Source organism: Algoriphagus sp. (genome assembly GCF_030694375.1).
Classification (GTDB): domain Bacteria; phylum Bacteroidota; class Bacteroidia; order Cytophagales; family Cyclobacteriaceae; genus Algoriphagus.
Window position 1 is genome coordinate 92,718 of record NZ_JAUXYL010000010.1, and the last position, 20,748, is coordinate 113,465.

General features: G+C 42.6%; 19 protein-coding genes. 10 read left to right on the forward strand and 9 right to left on the reverse strand.

The genetic code is table 11. The features are described 5' to 3' along the window. Positions 1 to 142: 142 nt before the first annotated feature. The gene (locus Q8M62_RS03680) at positions 143 to 2,620 is read right to left on the reverse strand and encodes a DUF5686 and carboxypeptidase-like regulatory domain-containing protein (protein WP_304899636.1); all 2,478 of its coding nucleotides are present in this window, start codon (positions 2,618 to 2,620) and stop codon (positions 143 to 145) included. 166 nt (positions 2,621 to 2,786) lie between these two features. Between Q8M62_RS03680 and lhgO the strand changes: the two genes are divergently transcribed. Beyond that, complete coding sequence (gene lhgO / locus Q8M62_RS03685; RefSeq protein WP_304899637.1) at positions 2,787 to 3,989, forward strand: L-2-hydroxyglutarate oxidase; 1,203 nt, start codon at positions 2,787 to 2,789, stop codon at positions 3,987 to 3,989. 48 nt (positions 3,990 to 4,037) lie between these two features. Here lhgO and Q8M62_RS03690 read toward each other — a convergent pair whose 3' ends face one another. From Q8M62_RS03690 to Q8M62_RS03705, 4 genes are all read right to left on the reverse strand, one after another. After that, positions 4,038 to 5,003, reverse strand: coding sequence for a YheT family hydrolase (locus Q8M62_RS03690; RefSeq protein ID WP_304899638.1), 966 nt, complete (start codon positions 5,001 to 5,003; stop codon positions 4,038 to 4,040). A gap of 140 nt (positions 5,004 to 5,143) precedes the next feature. Further along, positions 5,144 to 5,488, reverse strand: a complete 345-nt coding sequence (locus Q8M62_RS03695) for a hypothetical protein (RefSeq protein ID WP_092732203.1) — start codon at positions 5,486 to 5,488, stop codon at positions 5,144 to 5,146. A 7-nt stretch (positions 5,489 to 5,495) separates the two neighbouring features. After that, complete coding sequence (locus tag Q8M62_RS03700; RefSeq protein WP_304899639.1) at positions 5,496 to 6,698, reverse strand: NAD(P)/FAD-dependent oxidoreductase; 1,203 nt, start codon at positions 6,696 to 6,698, stop codon at positions 5,496 to 5,498. A gap of 34 nt (positions 6,699 to 6,732) precedes the next feature. Beyond that, positions 6,733 to 8,268, reverse strand: a complete 1,536-nt coding sequence (locus Q8M62_RS03705) for a helicase HerA-like domain-containing protein (RefSeq protein ID WP_304899640.1) — start codon at positions 8,266 to 8,268, stop codon at positions 6,733 to 6,735. Between the two features lie 316 nt (positions 8,269 to 8,584). Between Q8M62_RS03705 and Q8M62_RS03710 the strand changes: the two genes are divergently transcribed. Then, positions 8,585 to 9,250, forward strand: a complete 666-nt coding sequence (locus Q8M62_RS03710) for a molecular chaperone DnaJ (RefSeq protein ID WP_305668015.1) — start codon at positions 8,585 to 8,587, stop codon at positions 9,248 to 9,250. Between the two features lie 3 nt (positions 9,251 to 9,253). Here the strand turns inward: Q8M62_RS03710 and Q8M62_RS03715 are convergent, their stop codons facing one another. Further along, positions 9,254 to 9,856: a tetratricopeptide repeat protein gene (locus Q8M62_RS03715; RefSeq protein ID WP_304899642.1), complete on the reverse strand. Its 603-nt coding sequence runs from the start codon at positions 9,854 to 9,856 to the stop codon at positions 9,254 to 9,256. A 10-nt stretch (positions 9,857 to 9,866) separates the two neighbouring features. Beyond that, complete coding sequence (locus Q8M62_RS03720) at positions 9,867 to 10,682, reverse strand: 2,3,4,5-tetrahydropyridine-2,6-dicarboxylate N-succinyltransferase (RefSeq protein WP_304899643.1); 816 nt, start codon at positions 10,680 to 10,682, stop codon at positions 9,867 to 9,869. Positions 10,683 to 10,702: 20 nt separating this feature from the next. Here Q8M62_RS03720 and Q8M62_RS03725 point away from each other — a divergent pair, with 20 nt between their 5' ends. The 8 genes from Q8M62_RS03725 (at position 10,703) to mnmE (ending at position 18,603) form a co-directional block, all read left to right on the forward strand. Next, on the forward strand, positions 10,703 to 11,830 hold the full coding sequence (locus Q8M62_RS03725; protein ID WP_304899644.1) for a hypothetical protein: 1,128 nt from the start codon (positions 10,703 to 10,705) through the stop codon (positions 11,828 to 11,830). A gap of 325 nt (positions 11,831 to 12,155) precedes the next feature. Beyond that, a complete protein-coding gene (locus tag Q8M62_RS03730; RefSeq protein ID WP_304899645.1) occupies positions 12,156 to 12,818 on the forward strand; it encodes a metal-dependent transcriptional regulator in 663 nt (220 codons plus the stop codon). Beyond that, entirely contained in the window at positions 12,815 to 13,729 is a 915-nt protein-coding gene (locus tag Q8M62_RS03735) for a metal ABC transporter solute-binding protein, Zn/Mn family (protein ID WP_304899646.1), read from the forward strand. Before Q8M62_RS03730 ends, Q8M62_RS03735 begins: the two co-directional genes overlap by 4 nt. Next, a complete protein-coding gene (locus Q8M62_RS03740) occupies positions 13,726 to 14,514 on the forward strand; it encodes a metal ABC transporter ATP-binding protein (RefSeq protein WP_092732180.1) in 789 nt (262 codons plus the stop codon). Before Q8M62_RS03735 ends, Q8M62_RS03740 begins: the two co-directional genes overlap by 4 nt. Before the next feature lies 1 nt (position 14,515). After that, on the forward strand, positions 14,516 to 15,811 hold the full coding sequence (locus tag Q8M62_RS03745; protein ID WP_304899647.1) for a metal ABC transporter permease: 1,296 nt from the start codon (positions 14,516 to 14,518) through the stop codon (positions 15,809 to 15,811). Then, on the forward strand, positions 15,798 to 16,694 hold the full coding sequence (locus Q8M62_RS03750; RefSeq protein WP_304899648.1) for a metal ABC transporter permease: 897 nt from the start codon (positions 15,798 to 15,800) through the stop codon (positions 16,692 to 16,694). Before Q8M62_RS03745 ends, Q8M62_RS03750 begins: the two co-directional genes overlap by 14 nt. 74 nt (positions 16,695 to 16,768) lie before the next feature. Beyond that, the gene (locus tag Q8M62_RS03755; RefSeq protein WP_304899649.1) at positions 16,769 to 17,224 is read left to right on the forward strand and encodes a thioredoxin fold domain-containing protein; all 456 of its coding nucleotides are present in this window, start codon (positions 16,769 to 16,771) and stop codon (positions 17,222 to 17,224) included. After that, positions 17,221 to 18,603: a tRNA uridine-5-carboxymethylaminomethyl(34) synthesis GTPase MnmE gene (gene mnmE / locus Q8M62_RS03760; RefSeq protein WP_304899650.1), complete on the forward strand. Its 1,383-nt coding sequence runs from the start codon at positions 17,221 to 17,223 to the stop codon at positions 18,601 to 18,603. Before Q8M62_RS03755 ends, mnmE begins: the two co-directional genes overlap by 4 nt. Positions 18,604 to 18,676: 73 nt before the next feature. Here the strand turns inward: mnmE and Q8M62_RS03765 are convergent, their stop codons facing one another. Then, positions 18,677 to 19,819, reverse strand: a complete 1,143-nt coding sequence (locus Q8M62_RS03765) for a permease (RefSeq protein WP_304899651.1) — start codon at positions 19,817 to 19,819, stop codon at positions 18,677 to 18,679. Between the two features lie 13 nt (positions 19,820 to 19,832). Beyond that, positions 19,833 to 20,567, reverse strand: a complete 735-nt coding sequence (locus Q8M62_RS03770) for a histidinol-phosphate transaminase (RefSeq protein WP_304899652.1) — start codon at positions 20,565 to 20,567, stop codon at positions 19,833 to 19,835. Between the last annotated feature and the right edge of the window lie 181 nt (positions 20,568 to 20,748).

The window sequence follows — 20,748 nt, forward strand, 5'->3', positions numbered from 1 at the left end:
TTTCTTTGATCTTAAGCAATTGATAACCTATGTTTAATCCTAAGTCAACGAAACCTTAATTAGATTATTTTCCCATTAAATTAAAGTTTTTTTTTTTTTAGCAAAAATATTTAGTGAAACTAAATGAAGTTTTCTTCGCTAATCACAAAATAAACTGAGCACTAACCTTTACATGAAACGGCTTTGCTCCCGGATTATCCAAATAAGTCATCCGATGAAAAAAGTCTACCCGAAAGAATTTAAAAATATTTTCCACGCCGTACCCCAATTCCAAGTAAGGCGTCCCAAAATCCAATTGTCCAAACGTTTTGCGAGGATTTCCTTCAGGATCTACCATAGGCACATTGGCCACATTGTAATTTTCTACGGATCCCCAAAGCACATTGGCATTGCCGACAAATCGCCACTTCAATTTTTTAATCAGCGGAAGTGAATTCAACAAAAAGCCTTCAAAAGACTGCCGGTAGCGGATACTGAAATATTTATCCGAAGTGAATTCCGTGAAATTCATCGTATTAAATGCTGCCGTGGTGTAAAACAAGGTCTCATTCCCCAAATGATTTTTCAGAATTGGATAAGGAACTTCCCCAAAGATTTTCCCCGCATCCAATTCATACCTTCCTACCCCAAAACGCCCCAAATTAATCCGATGATAGACATATAAACTTAGCTTTTGATAATCTAAATCTCCCCCAAACCCATTTATTCCCTGGGTATAATTGATTTCAAAAATCGGCCATTTCACCGATCCAAGTGAGGCTCGCTCGTTGTCATTGATAATGATGATTTCATCTCTACCGTAGCGGATTCCTGCACGGATTTCGGTAGTTGAAAAGTTAGATTTGAATTCCCTGGTATTCTTATCCAAGTAGTAAAAGTCAAAAAGCGGATCAAATTGACCCAAGTTCACTCCCCCTTTTACCAAAAATCCTTTAAAAAATTCCCGTTGAATATTAAGTCCGTGATTCGTACTGAAGTAAGGGCTTCGTAAAGTGCCAAATCGGCTTGCAGCCAGAAATATGCTGTTGCCTTGAAGGTTTGAAATTTCAAGGCCTACTTGATCGATTTCTCTTGAAGAATAAGCCTGCAGGGATGTCCAGTGGTTTCTGTCTAATATATGGGTGATCGAACTTGCATATTTCCATTCCTCATCTCTAAATCCTCTGGCTAAATACCCTTTCAATTCCCACTTTTTACTGAATTTATAATTGGTACGAAAGCCCATACCCAAGCGCACTCCTTCCACATTATTGTAATTGAAAAATTCAGGCCAAGGCCCGACATCGATTTTTCCAAAAGATTTATATCCTGTGGCGAAGAACTTCAAGCCTTCAGAGTAAAACCTAATAATCGGAATATTCTTCAGGGTATCCACCATTTGAAGTACTGCCAACTCTTCCACGCTCAGGGGATCAGGTCTGTTTTTCTCCCAAAAATCTGCGCCAACAAGCCCAAAATCAGGCTTTAACTCAACTGCCTGGTTGAAAAATTTAGTGTCCTTTGGCTCATTAACCAATATGCTGTCAATGGCGGTGTAAAACTTAGCCAAAACTCCCGCTGTATTATCGCTAAGCTGCGAGATCTTAATTAGAACCCGTGTCTTGGAGGGGATTAAAGGGCCAGCCGAACTGGCTACCAATTCCTGTTGAATTTTTATCCGGTCTACGAAATTCAGATTCGCGGCTTTCGGAATTGTCAAATCGACCTGCCTGAGGGCGTAATTGTCTTTCTGGATCCAAATCGTCCCTGAAAACGCCAAATCCTGTTCTCTGCGTGGATAAACTTGGAGTTTGTAGCAAGTATCCCGACCAACCAAAACAGAATCAAGCAGGTCATAATCATAGGATGTTCGCCAGCCATCAGCTATCGGTGAAATAAAGTCTTTATTTAGAATGGAAAGCCAGTTTTTATAAAAATTATATTCCTGAAACACTGACCCCGTAATCTGCGAGGTAGTAGATCCATCGGTGATGCCGACCCCGGTGACTTTCGATTTTTCGATTACCTCTTTTTTGAGTTCAGGATTATTTCGGTAATAAAATTTTGAAACCGTCTCTGAAAAAAATACGGGAAGGATTTTTTCACCCTCATCATCGGTCAGCTGCTTGATGCTGTCGAGCACTGCCGTGACCTTCTTTACAGACCTACGTTGCCTAAAATCTTCCGAAAGGTTATCAATGTCAATCTCAATTTTGGTATAGCTCCTTGTTTCATAAGCCGATAGAGTCCTTTTATCAAAGTCTTTTCTTCGCTCTACGGCACGTCTTATGATCTCGAAAGCTGGATTTTCCCCAGCTGTAAAGACAAAAGTCTCTAAATCAAACGAGGCAGATCGAAGTTGAAAATTGATCGTTTGGTCTGCTGATTTACTTAATGCTTTTGACTGTTTGATATATCCCAAATAGCTGACGTCAAGGCTATCTGCCAAAGTTTTTGACTGTAGGAAATAATTCCCTTCAAAATCTGTGGTGATACCGACTGTCGTCCCTCTCAAAATCACATTTGCAAAGGGAATAGGGTCACCCGTTTCGGCATCAGTAACTTTCCCTTTTATGGAAAACTGCGCCAAAACTGAACTTGAAATCAAGAAAAAGCCAGCAAAAAGAAGGTTTCGAAGCATGGGGTGAACGCACTGAATTTTAAAAGTCTCGAAAGATAAAGTCAAACCGCCTTTTTAAGGTTCGATTTGAACGCAAAAATTTACAAATCACTGTTTTTTTTCAGAATGGCAAACCTACTTGGATTCAAATTTCGACATGTATATTTGGGGCCAAATAGATTCAGTGATGACATACGATGTAGTAATAGTGGGCGGCGGAATTGTGGGCTTGGCAACAGGATTGAAAATCCAAAAAGGCCGTCCAGACCTTAAAATAGCAATTCTGGAGAAAGAAGATCAGCTTGCCAAACATCAAACAGCCAATAATTCAGGCGTAATCCATTCAGGACTTTATTATAAACCCGGTTCACTGAAGGCCACCAACTGCATTAACGGGTATCATGAGTTGATACAATTTTGCACGGAAGAAAAAATTCCTTTTGAAATCACCGGAAAAGTAGTGGTGGCTACGAAGGAGGAACAGAAACCATTGCTCAAAACACTTTGGGAACGTGGTCTTCAAAATGGACTTGAGGGAACGCGCTACATCACTTTGGAAGAACTGAAAGAATTTGAACCGTATTGCGCGGGAGTAGCGGCCATTCATGTTCCTCAAACAGGAATTGTTGATTATTACAAGGTCGCACTAGCCTATGGCAGAAAAATAATACAAGCTGGAGGTGAAATTTTTTTAAACCATAAAGCCCTTAAAATCAACCAACAGAATGGAATTAATTTTATTGAAACGGCAAATAAAACTTTTGAAGCAAAACTGGTAATCAATTGCGCAGGACTTTATTCTGACAAAGTCGCCCAGATGAATGATCCCTCTTTTAACGATGTGAAAATCATTCCTTTTCGGGGTGAATACTTTAAGCTTAAAAAAGAAAAGGAATACTTGGTCAAAAATCTGATTTATCCTGTTCCGGATCCCAATTTTCCTTTCCTTGGTGTCCACTTTACCCGAATGATGAAAGGTGGAGTGGAAGCAGGTCCCAATGCGGTTTTGGCTTTTAAAAGAGAAGGATACAAGAAATCACAGATCAATTTGGGAGAATTAGCCGAAACCTTAGCCTGGCCGGGATTCCAAAAAGTGGCAGCAAAGTATTGGAAAACCGGATTTGGAGAGATTTACCGGTCCTTTTCAAAAGCCGCATTCACTAAAGCACTTCAAGAATTGATTCCTGAAATACAGGAAAGTGATCTGGTCGAGGGCGGAGCCGGAGTCCGTGCACAGGCTTGTGACAGAACAGGAGGATTGTTGGATGATTTTGCAATCAGAGAATCAGCCCATGCAATTAACGTCTTAAATGCACCCTCTCCTGCGGCGACAAGTTCACTTTCTATTGGCGGAACTGTCGCTGAGATGGCATTGAAGCGGTTTGGTTAAGTCTGGAATTTAGCTTTTCCAAAAGTTTCAAAACTTTGTAAAAGCTCATCATTCCTCTTTTGTCAGAAAATACAGAAATCGGTATTCTGCCCAAGTGAATTCTTGCCCTGAGACCATAAAACCAGTATGTCCTCCCCTTTTTGGCATTTCAAGAATGATTTCTGACTTTGATTCAGCCAACTTTACAGGATAGCATTCCGATCCAAGCAGGGGATCATTGAGTGCATTGATAATAAGGGTTGGAATACCAATATGTGCCATCCAATTATCTGCGCTGACAGCTTGGTAGAAGTCTGCTGAATCTTTAAATCCATGTAATTTGGCGGTGAAATGAGTGTCAAACGAATCAAAATCCTTCACTTTGTGCAACAAGTCCAGATCAATCAAATCAGGAAACTGCATAGCTTTTGCCTCAATTTTTTTCTTGAGTTTGCCCAAAAACCGATTTCTGTAAAACAGATTCCTAAGAAGCTTGAGGGTAGCAGCACTCGATGGAAGGTTACAGGGTGTTGAATACACGGCTGCTCTTTGGATGACTTTAGGCAAATCGTCTCCTTTTTCACCTAAATATTTGAGCGTTTGTGCTCCACCCATGCTTATTCCGACAAGGAAAATTTCAACGTAGGAATGAGTTGAAATGACATGCTCAATGACTGTATTCAGATCATAGCTGGCACCATGATGATAAAGAATCGGCCTGAGGTTCATTTCTCCCCCACAGCTTCGATTGTTCCAAACCAATACATCGATCTTATTTTGATTGAAAAGCTTCACCAAGCCCATAGCGTAATGCCTCCTTGAATCTCCTTCCAATCCGTGGGAAATAATCAGGAGTTTACTTCCGCCTACTTTTGACCAATCCAAATTCAAAAAGTCATTATCCGGCGTGTTGATTTTCTCTCGCACATAGTTGACTCCCAATATTTTTCGAAGCAAACTTGGTACAATGGTTTCCAAATGCCCATTAAACAAATGCCTTGGGGGATTAGGATAAGTACTTGGTATAATTGGCATTAATTCAAAAATTTAAATCTTCACATGAAGTTTACTTACCGGAAAGTCATCATCCTCAAACAAACTTTACCTTTGACTAATAAAATTTAATCATCGGGTCTAAAGCAAAATCGGAGCTGCATGTGCAAGCTCCTATTTTATTATTTCAGGCGATCCACTTCTGATATAGCCAATTCAACTTGGTGTAAAAATTTCTGAAAATGCTGTTCAAATTGAAATCCAAAACCCTGTGATTCTAAAATAACTTTTCCCTCATTTAATGCTTCTGCTAAGCCCGAAAACTCAAACATCATTAGTGTAGGTTTAATTTTGTGACGAATTTGCTGGATAATTACCTCATCTTTCTCTTTAAGACCTTCTGCATATTTGGATTGTAATTCAATCAGTCCATTGTATATCGCAGAAGTCAGTTCCATTCTAAATTCCTCGTCTCCTTCAGCCATTTCCAGAATTCGCTGATTTAATTCCGGGTAGTAACTATTCATAAATCTGTTATTTAATAGACTTTCCGGCTAAATATCCTGTAGACCAAGCGGCTTGAAAATTAAAGCCCCCTGTAATACCGTCAATGTTTAAGACTTCGCCGGAAAAGTATAGGTTTGGGTGGTAAAGACTTTGTAAACTTTCCGGATCGACCTCACTCAATTGGATTCCACCTGCGGTGACAAATTCCTCTTTGAATGTTGTTTTTCCATTTACTTCCAAAATATAGCAAAAAAGGTTCTGTACCATTCTGTTTAATTGCTTTTTCGGCAAATTTCCATAAAGTTGGGTTGAGTCGATCTCAGCTTTGAAGCAAAAATGCTCCCAGAGCCGTGACGGGATGTCAAATAAGGGATGTGTAATTACTTTTCGATTAGGATGATCTTTGCCATAGTTAAGTAGCTGTATTTGGTAATCATTTTCACCAAAACTCGCATTCCAATTGATAATCGCCCGAGCTTGGTACTGATGATCATGAAGCCATGCTGCACCGAAAGCGGAAAGTTTCAGCACGGCAGGCCCGCTGACACCCCAATGTGTAATCAATACCGGACCCCGATAATTCAACTTGGTCCCTTCTATTTTGACCAAACCATCTGGTACAGCCACTCCCATCAACTCTCGAATGGGTTCCCCCGGAGTATTGAAAGTAAATAATGAAGGAATTGGGCTATTTATCCTGTGATTTAATGATTTAAGAAAATTGTAACCTTCGGTTTTTGGATGTCCTCCGCTTGCAATTACTACTGCATCAGCACGGAATACACCCTTCTCGGTGATCAGCTCATAGCCTTTCTCAGTAGGGTTAAGTTCTTTAATCCCTGTGGAAACCAGGATTTTGACTTTGCACTTTTTAGCCTCAGCCATGAGCACATCAATAATAGACTGAGAAGAATTCGAAACAGGAAACATACGTCCATCTGACTCGACTTTCAGTTCAACCCCCCTTGACTCAAACCATTTGATAGTATCCGGAATGGAAAAGTGCCGGAAGACACGCTTTAGAAATTTCTCTCCCCTCGGATAGTTTTTTATCAATTTAGAAATCTCCATAGGCCGATGGGTGACATTGCATCTACCACCACCGGAGACCTTTACCTTGGATAAAAGCTTGGGGCTTTTCTCGAAAATAGTCACTTCCCTCCCCATTCCACTGGCATGGATTGCAGCAAAGAAACCAGCCGCACCCCCTCCTATTACTGCGATTTTCAATTGGTTTATCTAATTAAATAACAATAAGTTATGACTATCTTCTTTTACCGGTAAATGATCCCAAAATTCCTCTGGCTAATTCACGAAACAGGGTTCTCCCCATTTGCCTCACCATCGTGTTTTTACTAAGCTCACCGAGCAAAGATTCATCTTGCTTAGTCCTGGATCCGCTTCTTGGAGGAGGACCGGGAAGTGTAGCTTTATCCTGATCTCGTTGAACTTGTTCCATTTTTCGCTCCAAAATCTCGAATGCACTGTCGTGATCTATCTCCTGATTGTACTTGGAGGCCAACTGGGAATTTGATACCAAACCGCGGATTTCTGAATCCTCTAAAATATCCATGCGGGTAATCGGAGCCCGTACCAAGGTGTGTGCCAGTGGTGTTGGTATCCCTTTCTCATTCAGTGCTGTAACCAAAGCCTCCCCAATTCCCATGGAAGTCAAGACTTCCGAAGTCTTATAAAAAGGAGAATCGGGATAATTCTCGGCCGTTTTAGTGATGGCCCTGCGGTCTTTGGCTGTAAAAGCCCGAAGGGCATGCTGGACTTTCAATCCCAACTGTCCCAAGACGTTATCGGGGACGTCAGTTGGAGTCTGGGTACAGAAAAAGACGCCAACACCTTTAGACCGGATTAATTTTATGATGGTTTCGATTTTGTCCAAAAGATCCTTGGATGCACTGGAAAACACCAAATGAGCTTCATCAATGAACAAGCACAACTTTGGTTGATCAGCGTCTCCCTGTTCCGGAAAAGTCTCATAGATTTCAGAAAGCAAGCTCAGCATAAAGGTCGAAAACAGCTTTGGCCTGCTTTGAATGTCAGTTAAGCGAATGATCGAAATGACACCTTTGCCATCTTTTGTTCTCACAAAATCATTTACCTCAAAAGAGCGCTCACCAAAAAACCGATCTGCACCCTGCTGTTCCAATTCGATGATTTTTCGCATAATCGTGTTGACCGAAGCTGCAGAAACCTGTCCGAATTCTTTGGTAATCGCTTCTTTTCCTTCATTGGAAACAAACTGAAGCACGCGCTTGAAGTCCTTCAAGTCCAACAGAGGCAAATGATGCAGATCACAATACCTAAAAACCAAAGCGACAACTCCTCGCTGTGTATCATTCAATTCCATAATCTGGGAAATTAAAACAGGCCCAAATTCTGATACTGTTGCGCGCAAGCGAACCCCTTTTTCGTTGGAAATAGTCATCAGCTCCACAGGCAATCCCTGTGGGGTATAGTCCACTCCGATCGTGGCTGATCTTTTCAAAATAAAATCATTCGATTCTCCCGGCATAGCGAGACCAGAAAGGTCTCCCTTTAGATCCATCAATACGGAAGGAATTCCTTTCAAAGAAAGTTGTTCGGCTATTACCTGAAGGGTTTTGGTTTTTCCCGTTCCGGTGGCCCCAGCGATGAGTCCATGCCTGTTTAGAGTCTTCAGGGGTATTTTTATGTGTGTGTTGGTTATCGCTTCTCCATCCAAGATCCCTGTGCCGAGGACGATAAAATCTTTTTTGTAAATCTGACCCTCAGTCAGGAGTGTTTTAAACTGATCAATTTTGCTCATGGGAAAAATTTTGAATTCCAAACTACAAAAAAACCATGAGTCGCCTCAAGGTTTCCTGAATGAAAGATTCCGTCAGACTCAATGTGTGATAATAGGATCAAGTGATTCTGCCTAGCTGATAAAGTCTTTCCATTTGGAAGATGCCGAAATTCCTCTAAAAGGTCTCAAAACCTACAGTAATTTTTCTTATTGATCCGCTTGCAATTTTTAACTTTGGCTTAATAGAAAGTGTTCTTTACTTGCAAAACATTACAAATCTGAAATCTTGAAATTATATACGTTGATTTCCCGAATCTTTCTCGTCACATTATTGACAATGTCTTCCCTAGACGTCATTGCCCAAGCCGGACCGAATCTTGGTCAAACTGACCGCTGGATGAAAGGTGCTTTGGCCGCAATAGAGAGAAACGATTACCAAACTGCCAATTCTATTTTTAGAAACTTGATTGATTCGGGACTTCCACTTCCGGATGAGATGCCTTATTATTTTTCAGAGACACTTTATAATCTTGGCCAATTTGACAACAGTTCCAACTTCCTGAAAAAATATTTTGAATTAACGGGATTCAAAGGTGAAAACTACCAAGGGGCAAAAGAGCTTCAGGAAAAGCTTAAAATACATATCTCGGCAATTGAGGCATGCAATCTCTGTGATCGGAGAGGGTACCGATATGACACCTGTTTCACTTGCGATGGATCAAAGCAAATCGAGCAAACCTGCACTTATTGCAAATCAAAAGGAATCGTCGGCTGCAGCCGTTGCGCTGCCTCAGGTTTGATCAAAAAAGTAAATGTTTTCAACATCGTGGAGTTTTTTGAATGTGAGCGCTGCTCCGGCAAAGGTCGCTTGACCTGTCCTGAATGTGAAGGCTCCGGAAAAGAAGTGAGTGATTGTAAAACCTGCTCAGGTGCCGGAAAAATAACTTCCGATCATATTTGCGATCACAAGGACCATGATCATCAAACGGATCCAAAAAAGTAAAAATCATTTGCAATACTTATTGAATAAATCATCAGCACCTGGATATTCTAAAACTGATGCAAGCTTAAAATCTTCACATGCTTGTTTTTTTCTGTCTAAAGCTATTTTTAATAATCCCCTGTTAAGATAGGCCTGACCAAAATCCTTATCAATCTGAATGGCATTTCCATAAGCCTTCAAAGCATCTTCAGGTAATCCCAATTGATGCAATGCTCTGCCCTTTAAAAATGAGGCCATGGCCGGAGCCCCGGGAATAGCCTCCGCCTTTGTTGCATAGAGTAATGCACTGGCATATTTCTTTTCTTCCAACTGAACAGCTGATAAGCTTAGAAGAACCTGAAAGTTATTTGGATCATAAGCCAGAGCTGACTCAAAGTCAATTCTGGCTTTATTATAATCTCCCATTTCCTGATAGGCCCTCCCTCTGTTATACAACATGGTCACATCGGTAGGCTTTAACTTAAGATTATCCGTGTAAGTCTGAACCGCACGTTCATACTGCCCTTTTTCAAAATAACTGTCGGCTGGATTCTTTTTAGAATCGGAACAAGCCCAAACTGTCACAGCGAAAACCGAAACAATCAGGGCTTTGGGAAATAAATTCATCTTTTTTCTTTTATACTGCTACGTTATTTTCTCTCAGCGCATCATTGAGGGATGTTTTGAGGTCGGTAGAAGCCTTACGTTGACCAATGATCAGTGCACAGGGAACCTGATAGGTACCTGCTGGGAAATTTTTGGCAAGCGAACCCGGAATTACCACTGAGCGCGGAGGAACATATCCTTTGTACTCTACGGGCTCAGATCCTGTCACGTCTATGATTTTGGAACTTGCGGTCAGTGTTACCCCCGCTCCTATAACGGCTTCTTTACCGATTCTGACACCTTCTACGATGATGGCCCTTGAACCGATAAAAGCACCTTCTTCTACAATAACCGGTGCAGCTTGCACTGGCTCTAACACCCCACCAATCCCAACTCCTCCACTCAAATGAACGTTTTTGCCGATCTGCGCACAGGAACCGACCGTTGCCCAGGTATCAACCATCGTGCCACTGTCCACATAGGCTCCGATATTAACATAACTTGGCATCATCACCACCCCGGACGCCAAAAAGGCTCCGTAACGTGCAACAGCATGCGGAACTACCCGAACTCCCTGCTTTGCATAATTGGTTTTAAGCGCCATTTTATCATGGAATTCAAATGGTCCCACTTCGATAGTCTGCATCTTTTGGATCGGAAAATAAAGGATTACAGCCTTTTTTACCCAGTCGTTTACTTTCCAGTTTCCATCAGCAGTAGGCTCGGCCACTCTCAGTCTGCCCGCATCCAAATCAGCGATAATAGTTTTTATAGCTATTTCAGTTTCTTTCTCTTTCAGTAATTCCCTGTTTTCCCAGGCGGCTTCAATGATTGTCTTGAGTTCCATTATTTTAGTTAGTTTCGTTTATGAGTCAGTTTCCGGCCAAAAAGGTTTCCGTTCTGATCGCTTCCACGCTGAAGCCGATCTTGGATGTTCGAGCTTTTGGAAAGCTCGCCCTTTCGCTTGGCGAAACAAATAAATACAGGCTATTTATCATAGGTTTTTCTCCGAAAAGGCCGACATCCATCCACGAATTCCGATTTTATTCTTCTATGAGCCATTTCGATTCCCGCGTGGATCGCCTGTTGGCACAGGGAAGATTTATGTTTAGACTGCTCAAAATCAGACCAAAAATCCTGATTTGCTGCACTTATGAACTATTACCGATCGCTTCATTCCTGAAATCAATAGTGGGATACAAAATCATTTATGATGTCCAGGAAAACTATCGTGCAAATCTGGATCTCAATCCAAGCCTTTCAATTAACCAAAAAACAAAAGCTTCAAACCTGATTCGGAAAGCTGAATCTGTTCATGGCATCGATCTCTTTCTTTTGGCCGAAAAGTGCTACACAGATGAAATGCCCGAAAAACAACCTTACTTAATTCTTGAAAACAAATACCAAGGGCAAATCAAAAAAACGGGGCCTAAAAGCTTCGAAGGGAAAAACAAAATCCGGTTTTGCATCACCGGTACTATTACTCCGGCTTTTGGCACTTGGGATGCCATTCGTTGGTTTGAAGCAATCCTAAAGAGTTATCCCGAAGCTGAATTGGAAATAGTAGGGCACTGCCCTGTTGATTCTTTTCAAAAGCAACTGTTGGATATAGCCCGAGGAATCCCAAATCTGATACTTCGAATAGATCGAAATCCAATCGGACATTCCGAACTTATTGCAGTGATCGCAAAATCAGATTTTGCATTACTCCCTTACCAAAATCATACAGGTATTCGTGACAAAATGCCAACAAAACTTTTTGAATGCGCCGCTTTGGGAGTACCTGTTTTGATCAGTCCCAATGTAAAATGGGAGGATTTTTTGGCTGAGTTCGGCGGAGGATATTGCCTTGACTTTTTAGACCTCCCTCAGGCTGGGGACAATTTGAATGCCGCTTTAAGCCTTACTTTTTTTACAGGAATGCCCACAGACAACATCCTGTGGAAAACTGAAAAGTCTGATTTTCAGCAGGCTGTCCAAAATCTCCTCTCTTAATCTGTATTATTTTTCGTGGCAGAGTGGATAAATGTGGGTATTTATCCACTTACACCCCTTCTTTTACACTCATTTCCTCTAAATGGAAACTGATAAAATTCACTTTACAAATCGCATTTTGCATCATTCTTATAATTGCAACCAATTGTATTTCAATACAATAATTCATTTTTTAGAAACATATAATCTTATTTTTAGACTAATCTAAAAAGGAAAACACATTAATGAGACGGTTTTCCACAGACGATTTAGCATTTCTTAAAAATATATTTAGCCATATCTAAATTAATTTTTACATTTGACTTATTATACAATTTGGATTACCATGGATTTGACCAGCACAGAAGAGAATTACCTGAAGGCCATCTATCACCTCTCCGATGGAGGAAAGAAAAGTGTCTCGACGAATGATATCGCAGCGGAGATGAAAACCAAGGCAGCTTCAGTGAGCGACATGCTCAGAAAACTTGGAGAAAAAGAAGTCATCGAATACCGCAAATATTACGGCCTACAGATCACTGAATCGGGGAAACGATTCGCCCTACAGACCATTCGTAAGCATCGACTTTGGGAAGTGTTTTTGGTGGAGAAATTAAATTTTGCTTGGGACGAGGTCCATGAAGTGGCAGAGCAACTGGAACACATCCACTCCCCTCTTCTGATTCAGCGTCTGGACTCCTACCTCAATTACCCCAAATTTGATCCGCATGGAGATCCGATCCCTGATGAATTTGGAGATGTAAGAGCGAGACCCCGAGTACAGCTCAACGAAATGGAAGTGGATCAAACTGGTCAGATCGTGGCAGTCAAAGACAGTTCTGCGGCATTTCTACGCTACCTGGATAAAGTGGGTGCCTACATCGGTGCTCGGATCAAAGTACTCGACAAAGTAGAATTTGACGGCTCACTGGAAATCCTGGTAGATCAGAAAAAGACCCTATTCATGTCCAAGGATGTGTCCTGTAACATTTTGGTTTTGCAGTCATGAGAAATTTCTTCCTGTTTGTATTTGTGTTATTGATTTCTTTCTCCTGCAAAACGGACTCAAAGGAAAGCAGGGAAAAACCGTTGATTGTAGCGACCACCAGTATATTGGCCGATGGGATCAAAAATCTCGTGGGCGATCAGGCTGATGTCATCGCCTTGATGCCGGCAGGAGTAGATCCTCACTTATATAAGGCATCTGTCCGGGATCTGGATTTACTGACCAATGCAGATTTGGTCGTCTACCATGGTTTGTATCTGGAAGGAAAAATGACAGAGATTTTTGAAAAATTGGCCCTGAGTCAATCACTTATTGACATCTCTCAAGGACTCCCAAAATCAGAACTGATCCGATCCGGCCCCGAGGCGCATAGCGTAGATCCACACATTTGGTTTGATGTTAACCTCTGGTCAAAAGCGATGGCGTATGTATCTCAGGAAATGATTGAATGGAAACCTGAATGGCAGTCAATACTTGAATCCAATTCAGCAGCTTACCTTGACCAACTTCAGGAACTTGATGCAGAAGTTCGACTTAAAGTCAATGAACTGCGGTCAGCCGGGCAGATTCTGGTCACTGCACACGATGCCTTTGCCTATTTTGGAAAAGCCTATCTACTCGAAGTCAAATCGCTTCAGGGACTTTCCACCTTGAGCGAACCCGGGCTTCGGGACTTGACCGAGTTGATTCAACTGGTGCAAGTGAATAAAGTCAAAGCCATTTTTGCAGAACAGACCATTTCACCAAAGGCAATCCGGGCAGTGGCTGCAGGTGCAGCTGAAAACAACCATCAGGTCAAACTCGCAGGCCCACTGTATACCGATAGCCTGGATGCTGTCGGAACACCCGCCGGAACTTATATCGGAATGGTGAAAACCAATCTCAAAATAATCTACGAAAACCTATTGCTATGATCACACAAGTAGAAAATCCCATACTTGAAATCCATGACCTTACGGTCAGTTACGATCAAAATCCAGTGCTTTGGAATGTAGACCTCAGTTTACCCGGAGGAAAATTGGTGGGAATACTTGGTCCCAACGGGGCTGGAAAATCCACACTGATCAAAGCAATTATGGGTCTGATTGCGCCTACATCCGGCTATGTCAAAGTGTTCGACAAACCACTGAATGAGGTCAGGTCAAGAATCAGTTATGTTCCTCAGCGGGAATCTGTGGATTGGAATTTTCCGGCATCGGTACTGGATGTGGTGATGATGGGGACGTATGGTAAACTTGGGCTTTTTCGCCGTCCCGGAAAAAAGGAAAAAGACATTGCGCTAAAAAGTTTGGAACAGGTCGGAATGAGTGGTTTTGTGAAAAGACAGATTTCTGAACTTTCAGGTGGACAGCAACAGCGTGTATTTATTGCCCGGGCATTGGCACAAGAGGCCGATTTGTATCTGATGGATGAACCCTTTGCCGGGGTGGATATGTCAACAGAAACGGCGATTTTTCAGCTGCTTCAGGAAATGACCGCAGCCGGGAAAACCGTCATTGTAGTTCATCATGATATCCACTCGGCTATGAATTTCTTTGATTGGTTGATCATGCTCAACTTACACTTGGTCGCATCGGGGCCAAAAGAGCTGGTAATGAACGAAGAATTGCTCCGAAAAACCTATGGAGGAAAGCTGAATCTACTCACCCGAGTCACTGACATGATTCGCCAAAAAGACTTCAACCCATTGAAAAGCTGACATGGAAGATTTTATTTACTTCTTCACGTTTCAGGATCCATCCATAGTTTGGGTGGTTTTGGGAATCACTTTGCTGGGAATCGGATCGGCTTATGTTGGCACTTTCTCATTTTTAGACAAAAAGGCGCTTTTGGGCGATGCGATTTCTCATGCAGTTCTCCCGGGAATCTGCTTGGGTTTTATGCTGGCAGGTGAAAAAAATCCGGTTTACATCGTCACAGGAGCATTTCTTTCGGGAGGAGTGGCCACATTCCTGAGTTCATGGTTGAAGCGCAACACCAAACTCAGCGAGGACACCATTATAGCGACTATCCTTTCAGTATTTTTTGGATTTGGTATCGTGCTCTTGACCTCACTTCAGAAAAGCGGCAATCCCGAGATTGCCGGTTTGAATTCCTTCATTTTCGGAAATGCCATCGGGATATCCGAGTCTGATCTAATGCTTTATGGCGGGCTTTCCTTGGTGATCATTGTAGTGTTGACCTTGATGCTGAAAGAATTTCGTTTGATGGTCTTTGATCCGGAGTATGGAAAAGCAATAGGATTCCCCATGAAAGCCATTTCATTTCTGTTTAATGTGCTGATGATTTTGGCAGTGGTGATCGGGATTCAGGCAATTGGCGTAGTATTGATGGCAGCGCTCTTAATCACTCCCGGTGCGGCAGCCCGATTCTGGACAGATCGATTGAATCCGCTTTTGATTTTGGCCGCAGTTTTTTCGGTCCTATCCGGGATCCTTGGAACCTATGTTTCATTCGTCTTGCCGCAGATGCCGACCGGGCCTTGGGTTGTTGTTTTCCTTTCGATGTTTGCCTTGATCTCTTTTTTGATTTCTCCCAAAAGTGGTATTATTTCCAGATATTTTTCCAGAAAGAAATACCTCCGAAAAACACATCGCGATCACCTGATGAAGGCACTGTATAAAGCCAAAGAAGGAGGCAAGAATGGTTTGCCTGTAGAGGAAATCTATGAGCTCTACCCCTACCAAAAAGCGGAAACAAGTAAATCAATCAAATATTTAGATAGATCTCAATTTATTGTTAAAAATCAATATGTTATATCTTTAACAGAGAAGGGGATTTCTGATGCGATGCGCATTGTTCGATTGCATAGATTATGGGAATTGTACCTCAATGAATCTATGAATATTGCCCCCGACCATGTGCACGATTCAGCCGAACAACTGGAGCATTTGATTACACCAGAGCTTGAAGCTTTGCTTGAAAAGAGACTCAACTACCCTACCCTCGATCCTCACCAAGAAACTATCCCCAGAGAAAACCATGACCTTCGATAGCAACGCATTTCTGATCATTTTCACAGGCTCGCTGATTGCGATTTCCTGTGGATTTTTGGGGGTCTTTATGATGCTCCGCAAAATGTCCATGACAGGTGACGCCATTTCACACGCAGTGCTACCCGGTATTGTTATCGGATACTTTGTTTCAGGAAGTCAGCGGAGTTTGGAAGTAATTATTGGAGCAGGCTTCTTGGGGATTTTGGCCACCTTGATGATTGATTGGTTGCGCAAAAAAGCCCGTGTTCAGCTCGATGCCTCGATCGGAATCACCTTTACCTTGCTTTTTGCCATCGGTATTATCCTGATCAATCTCCTTGCCTATAAGGTCGATTTGGATCAGGAATGCGTACTCTACGGAGAGATCGCCTACTTGCCGATCGACAGCTGGATCACCAAAAGCGGCTTAAACCTCGGCCCAAGAATCACCTGGTTGGCAGGGTTAAACTTCTTCTTTGTTATTGGATTTATATACCTATTATTTAAGGAGTTAGTACTCACTAGCTTCGATGAAAACTTTAGCTCCGTAATGGGAATCCCATCCAAAGGCGTGAACTTGGCATTGATGAGTATTGTGTCTTATACTACAGTTAGCAGTTTTGAGTCTGTTGGCGCGATATTGGTAGTTGCCTTGCTCGTAGTCCCTCCTGCCACAGCTTTCCTTTGGACCAAGAGCCTGATGCCGCTTCTCAAACTCACCGCTGCTATGGGAATTTCAATTTCGGTTTTGGGGTATTACCTTGCTTACTGGATCGACAGTTCGATTGCTGGAATGATGGTGACTGTTGCCGGAGTCTTCTTTGGAATCAGTGTATTGATACATGGCAAAAAGCCGGCATGGTTTCGAGGAACTTCTCCCGCCAATCAACCGTTTGGAGTTTGATTGGAAAAAGACGAAAGATGTAAGATATGAGATGCAAGACATTCGCCTCTTTTACCTTTAATTAAAAAATATCAATGAAATATATAGTCCTTTTAATTTTCGGTGTCTTGTTGAGTTTTTCTACGAAAGCTCAGGAGCAGATCAAATGGTTAAAGTTTGAGGAGGCAATCGCTGCCAATGCTCAAAAACCAAAAATGCTGCTTGTGGATGTTTATACCGACTGGTGTGGCTGGTGTAAGAAGATGGACAAGGAAACTTTCACAGATCCCAAAGTCATCGCATACATCAATAGCAACTTTTACGCTGTCAAAATGAACGCAGAAGACACCAAGAGGACTTTTGACTTTATGGGAAAAGAATACACGGAAGCCCAAATGGCAGCGGCCATGCGGGTTCGCTCTTATCCTAACTTTGTGGTCATCGAGCCAAAACTTCAAAATATTGCCCAACTTCCCGGCTACAGGGCCCCTGAAGCATTTTTGAGCGGGCTTTCTGAATTGATCGAAAAAGCATTTAAAGCCAAACCATGAGTTTTTCCCTCGCAGAGCGCGAAGATACGATCATCGCACTTGCCACTCCTCAAGGTGTCGGTGCCATTGCAGTGATTAGACTTTCCGGAAAAGACGCCATCAGTGTCACCAACGAAGTCTTTTTCGGAAAAAACCTGGAGGAAGTTCCTTCCCATACCATTCATTTCGGAACAATCCGGGATGGGGATAAAATTATCGATGAGGTATTGGTGTCAGTTTTCAAGGCTCCCAAATCCTTCACCAAGGAAAATGTCGTGGAAATCTCCACGCATGGTTCCTCCTATATCATCAATCAGGTTCTCAAACTTTTCGTCAGAAAGGGCGTCCGCCCGGCCAAACCCGGAGAATTTACCCAGCGGGCCTTTCTTCATGGTCAATTTGACTTGGCACAAGCCGAGGCCGTAGCGGATTTGATTCATGCCGATTCCGAAACAAGCCATCAAGCCGCATTGAATCAAATGCGCGGTGGGTTCAGTTCTGAGATCCAGGAGTTGCGTAACCAACTGATCCATTTTGCTTCCATGATCGAGTTGGAACTTGATTTCACAGAGGAAGACGTGGAATTTGCCAGCAGAGCAGATTTACGTGTTTTGGTTGAGCGGATCCTCCGGATTGTGGAAGAATTGATCCTGAGTTTTGATTTGGGAAATGTGATCAAAAATGGAGTCCCCACGGTGATTGCCGGGAAACCGAATGCCGGGAAATCTACCTTGCTCAATGCCTTACTAAACGAGGAAAAGGCGATTGTATCCGAAATCGCCGGAACCACCCGGGACTTTATCGAAGATGAAATCAGCATCGGAGGCGTGATTTTCCGATTCATCGATACCGCAGGTTTGCGGGAAACCACCGACGTAATCGAAGCAATTGGAGTCAGCCGAACACAGGAGAAAATGAAGACCGCTTCCCTGATTTTATACCTCTTCGATCTCAGTGACACCGACCTCATCGAGATCAATCGAGATATCAACAAATTGGAAAATCTAGGTGTCCCCTTCCTGAAAGTTGCGAATAAGACAGACAAGGCTAAGGAAAATATTATCAATGAGTTAAAGACACAGCATCCGGACACTATTTTTATTTCTGCAGGCAAAAAAGAAAACCTCGAAGGCCTTAAATCTCGCGTATTGGAACTGGTCAATCTGGACAAATTCCGCACCGGAAACACCATCGTTACCAATGTCCGGCACTACGACTCCCTCACCAAAACAAGGGAATCCTTACTCGATATTTTGACAGGATTGGACAATGAAGTGACCAATGATTTCGTGGCGATGGACATCCGCCGATCTCTGCATTATCTGGGCGAGATCACCGGGGAAGTGACGACCGATGATTTACTGGCGAATATTTTCAGTAAGTTCTGTATCGGAAAATAACTCACCGTTTTCCCCCGAAAAAAATACCCCGAAAATATCCCGGGGCATTTCTAATTAAATCAAACCTATTGTATTATCTGCCTTCAGTAGGACTGTTTTTGAGATCTTGATTTTTTGACAAATCAAGTGTGATATCCAAACCCCTAACCCAAGTAATTGCTTTTGAAGTAAGTGGGATCAAAATCAAAAGGAACCCAAACGTTCCAATTTGAAAGGCTGAGGTGAAATACTCCCCCGCACTGAAAATCCCTAAAATAAGCAAAGTGCTAAAAGGCAGGGAAACTGCCAGAATATTTATCCCAAGCTCCAAATCAAATGTTTTGTTTGCTGCTAAATTCTCTGAATTCAGTTCAAGTTGCCGCACCGCTGACATGTGGGCGAAAGGCCAAAAAGAACAGCTGGACAGCGGGAACACCACCGTCAGCAAAATAGCTGCTGTGCTTGGGAAGGGAAAAAGGCTAACCACTAACCCACTCAGAAGCAAACTGATTCCCGCACGTAGCATCAGCACCGAAAATATGGCTTGAATCTGCTTCCATTTCAAAACCACAGACATCCCGATAAAAAGCAAAATCAATGGTGTCATGATTTCCTTCAACATCAGCACCGATTTTCCAAAGTACTTTGGGAGAGTTTGCATGCTCATTCCAAGACTCAGCAGGATCATTGCCAAGATCAATACTAGGTTGATCGGCTCCTTCAACATCGCCAAAAGCAATTGTTTTACTTTTTCTCCATTGGATCTCCTACCCATTCGATGAACCCGATAGTACCATGCCATGGCAAGTAGATAAGCGAAAATCAACACATAAATCTTATTGCCTATATCTGCCAAAGCACCCCAAGCTAAGGCCTCTTCACCCAAATATTCAATCAAAAATGGAAAGCAGGATAGTCCGGGTGCCAGCGAAGGCAAGAGCATCAACCAAGTTCGGTGAGCGGCACTATGCCGCTCTACTCCCATCCATGGCAATCCAAAATAGCCTGCTCCAAGCATTGCACCGTTCCAAGCCAATACTAATGCTGGTAAAATTACCAGCTCGGCCTCCATTTTAATGCCCAACAAGGCGACAAAAATCATCGCCGGCAAAGCCAAATCCAGAATTACTACTTTCAGTCCTTTCCGATGCTCTTCTTTATCCAGCTTACTCCTGAGGAAGTAGCCGAGCAATATCATCAACAAAAGTGAAAGGGAAGTTTGAAGCGCTACAGGCATCGTATCTTTTTAATCAGGCTTTGGTGACTTTTTTGAATGTTTCGACGAAGTACTCCAACTCCTCATGGGTACCCATGCTTACCCGGCACCAGGATTTCCCATACATCTCATAGGCTCTGATTCCCACACCCTCTTCGTACATCGATTTCATAAAGGATTTACCTTCCATAGCAATCGGGAAAATCAAAAAACTGGTGTATGACGGAATAGGATTGTAACCCAAATTGGTGATTTCCGAGGTCACATAATCGCGGCATTCGGTATTTTGCGCTTTGCATTGGCCCAGAAACTCTGTTTCTTTCATACTTGCTATTGCACCTTTTAACGAAGTCACACAGAGTCCCATCGTGCTTCTTACTTTACTGGTAATACTTTCAATCCGTTCAGGGGTTGCAACGATGTAGCCGATTCTCAATCCCGCCATGCCATGGATTTTACTGAAAGTTCGGGCTACAATTACATCTTTACCTTCCGCCACCAATCCAACCATGGTTTGGGTTTCAGGTTTTTCCAAAAATTCCAGGTACGCTTCATCCACAAAAATTGGAGCCTTGGCAGAAGCTTCAATGCAGAATTTCTTAAGGGATTCAGCATTGGTGATCGAACCGGTCGGATTATTCGGATTGCAGACATAAACCAATCGAGTAGCTGAATCGATCGCTGCATTCATTCCGTCCAAATCGTGGGAATAATCGACTGTCAAAGGAACTGGCTTCCAGGTACCTCCCATTGCCTGGGCTGTACTCATAACGTAAAGAGTTTTAAACGCAATCTGGCCAAAAAAGAGGGACCTTGGTAAGACGGTATCCCAGATTGCGTTTAAAACTGTGTTGAACGAAGCCGTGGTTTGCTATGGGTATTTCTTTGTTGATTTTTGAGTGTTTCCAAGGATCAAAACCCAGTTGAAAGGCTAATTTGAACGTTTTGTG

What these genes read in the sequence shown, in the direction of transcription:
- Q8M62_RS03720 (WP_304899643.1), bottom strand. Translation starts at nt 10,682, where the DNA reads ATGGAACTCAAGACAATCATTGAAGCCGCCTGGGAAAACAGGGAATTA.
- Q8M62_RS03770 (WP_304899652.1), bottom strand. Translation starts at nt 20,567, where the DNA reads ATGAGTACAGCCCAGGCAATGGGAGGTACCTGGAAGCCAGTTCCTTTG.
- Q8M62_RS03735 (WP_304899646.1), top strand. Translation starts at nt 12,815, where the DNA reads ATGAGAAATTTCTTCCTGTTTGTATTTGTGTTATTGATTTCTTTCTCC.
- Q8M62_RS03750 (WP_304899648.1), top strand. Translation starts at nt 15,798, where the DNA reads ATGACCTTCGATAGCAACGCATTTCTGATCATTTTCACAGGCTCGCTG.
- Q8M62_RS03755 (WP_304899649.1), top strand. Translation starts at nt 16,769, where the DNA reads ATGAAATATATAGTCCTTTTAATTTTCGGTGTCTTGTTGAGTTTTTCT.
- Q8M62_RS03745 (WP_304899647.1), top strand. Translation starts at nt 14,516, where the DNA reads ATGGAAGATTTTATTTACTTCTTCACGTTTCAGGATCCATCCATAGTT.
- Q8M62_RS03705 (WP_304899640.1), bottom strand. Translation starts at nt 8,268, where the DNA reads ATGAGCAAAATTGATCAGTTTAAAACACTCCTGACTGAGGGTCAGATT.
- Q8M62_RS03690 (WP_304899638.1), bottom strand. Translation starts at nt 5,003, where the DNA reads ATGCCAATTATACCAAGTACTTATCCTAATCCCCCAAGGCATTTGTTT.
- Q8M62_RS03725 (WP_304899644.1), top strand. Translation starts at nt 10,703, where the DNA reads ATGAGTCAGTTTCCGGCCAAAAAGGTTTCCGTTCTGATCGCTTCCACG.
- Q8M62_RS03715 (WP_304899642.1), bottom strand. Translation starts at nt 9,856, where the DNA reads ATGAATTTATTTCCCAAAGCCCTGATTGTTTCGGTTTTCGCTGTGACA.
- lhgO (WP_304899637.1), top strand. Translation starts at nt 2,787, where the DNA reads ATGACATACGATGTAGTAATAGTGGGCGGCGGAATTGTGGGCTTGGCA.
- Q8M62_RS03740 (WP_092732180.1), top strand. Translation starts at nt 13,726, where the DNA reads ATGATCACACAAGTAGAAAATCCCATACTTGAAATCCATGACCTTACG.
- Q8M62_RS03730 (WP_304899645.1), top strand. Translation starts at nt 12,156, where the DNA reads ATGGATTTGACCAGCACAGAAGAGAATTACCTGAAGGCCATCTATCAC.
- Q8M62_RS03695 (WP_092732203.1), bottom strand. Translation starts at nt 5,488, where the DNA reads ATGAATAGTTACTACCCGGAATTAAATCAGCGAATTCTGGAAATGGCT.
- Q8M62_RS03710 (WP_305668015.1), top strand. Translation starts at nt 8,585, where the DNA reads ATGTCTTCCCTAGACGTCATTGCCCAAGCCGGACCGAATCTTGGTCAA.
- Q8M62_RS03680 (WP_304899636.1), bottom strand. Translation starts at nt 2,620, where the DNA reads ATGCTTCGAAACCTTCTTTTTGCTGGCTTTTTCTTGATTTCAAGTTCA.
- mnmE (WP_304899650.1), top strand. Translation starts at nt 17,221, where the DNA reads ATGAGTTTTTCCCTCGCAGAGCGCGAAGATACGATCATCGCACTTGCC.
- Q8M62_RS03765 (WP_304899651.1), bottom strand. Translation starts at nt 19,819, where the DNA reads ATGCCTGTAGCGCTTCAAACTTCCCTTTCACTTTTGTTGATGATATTG.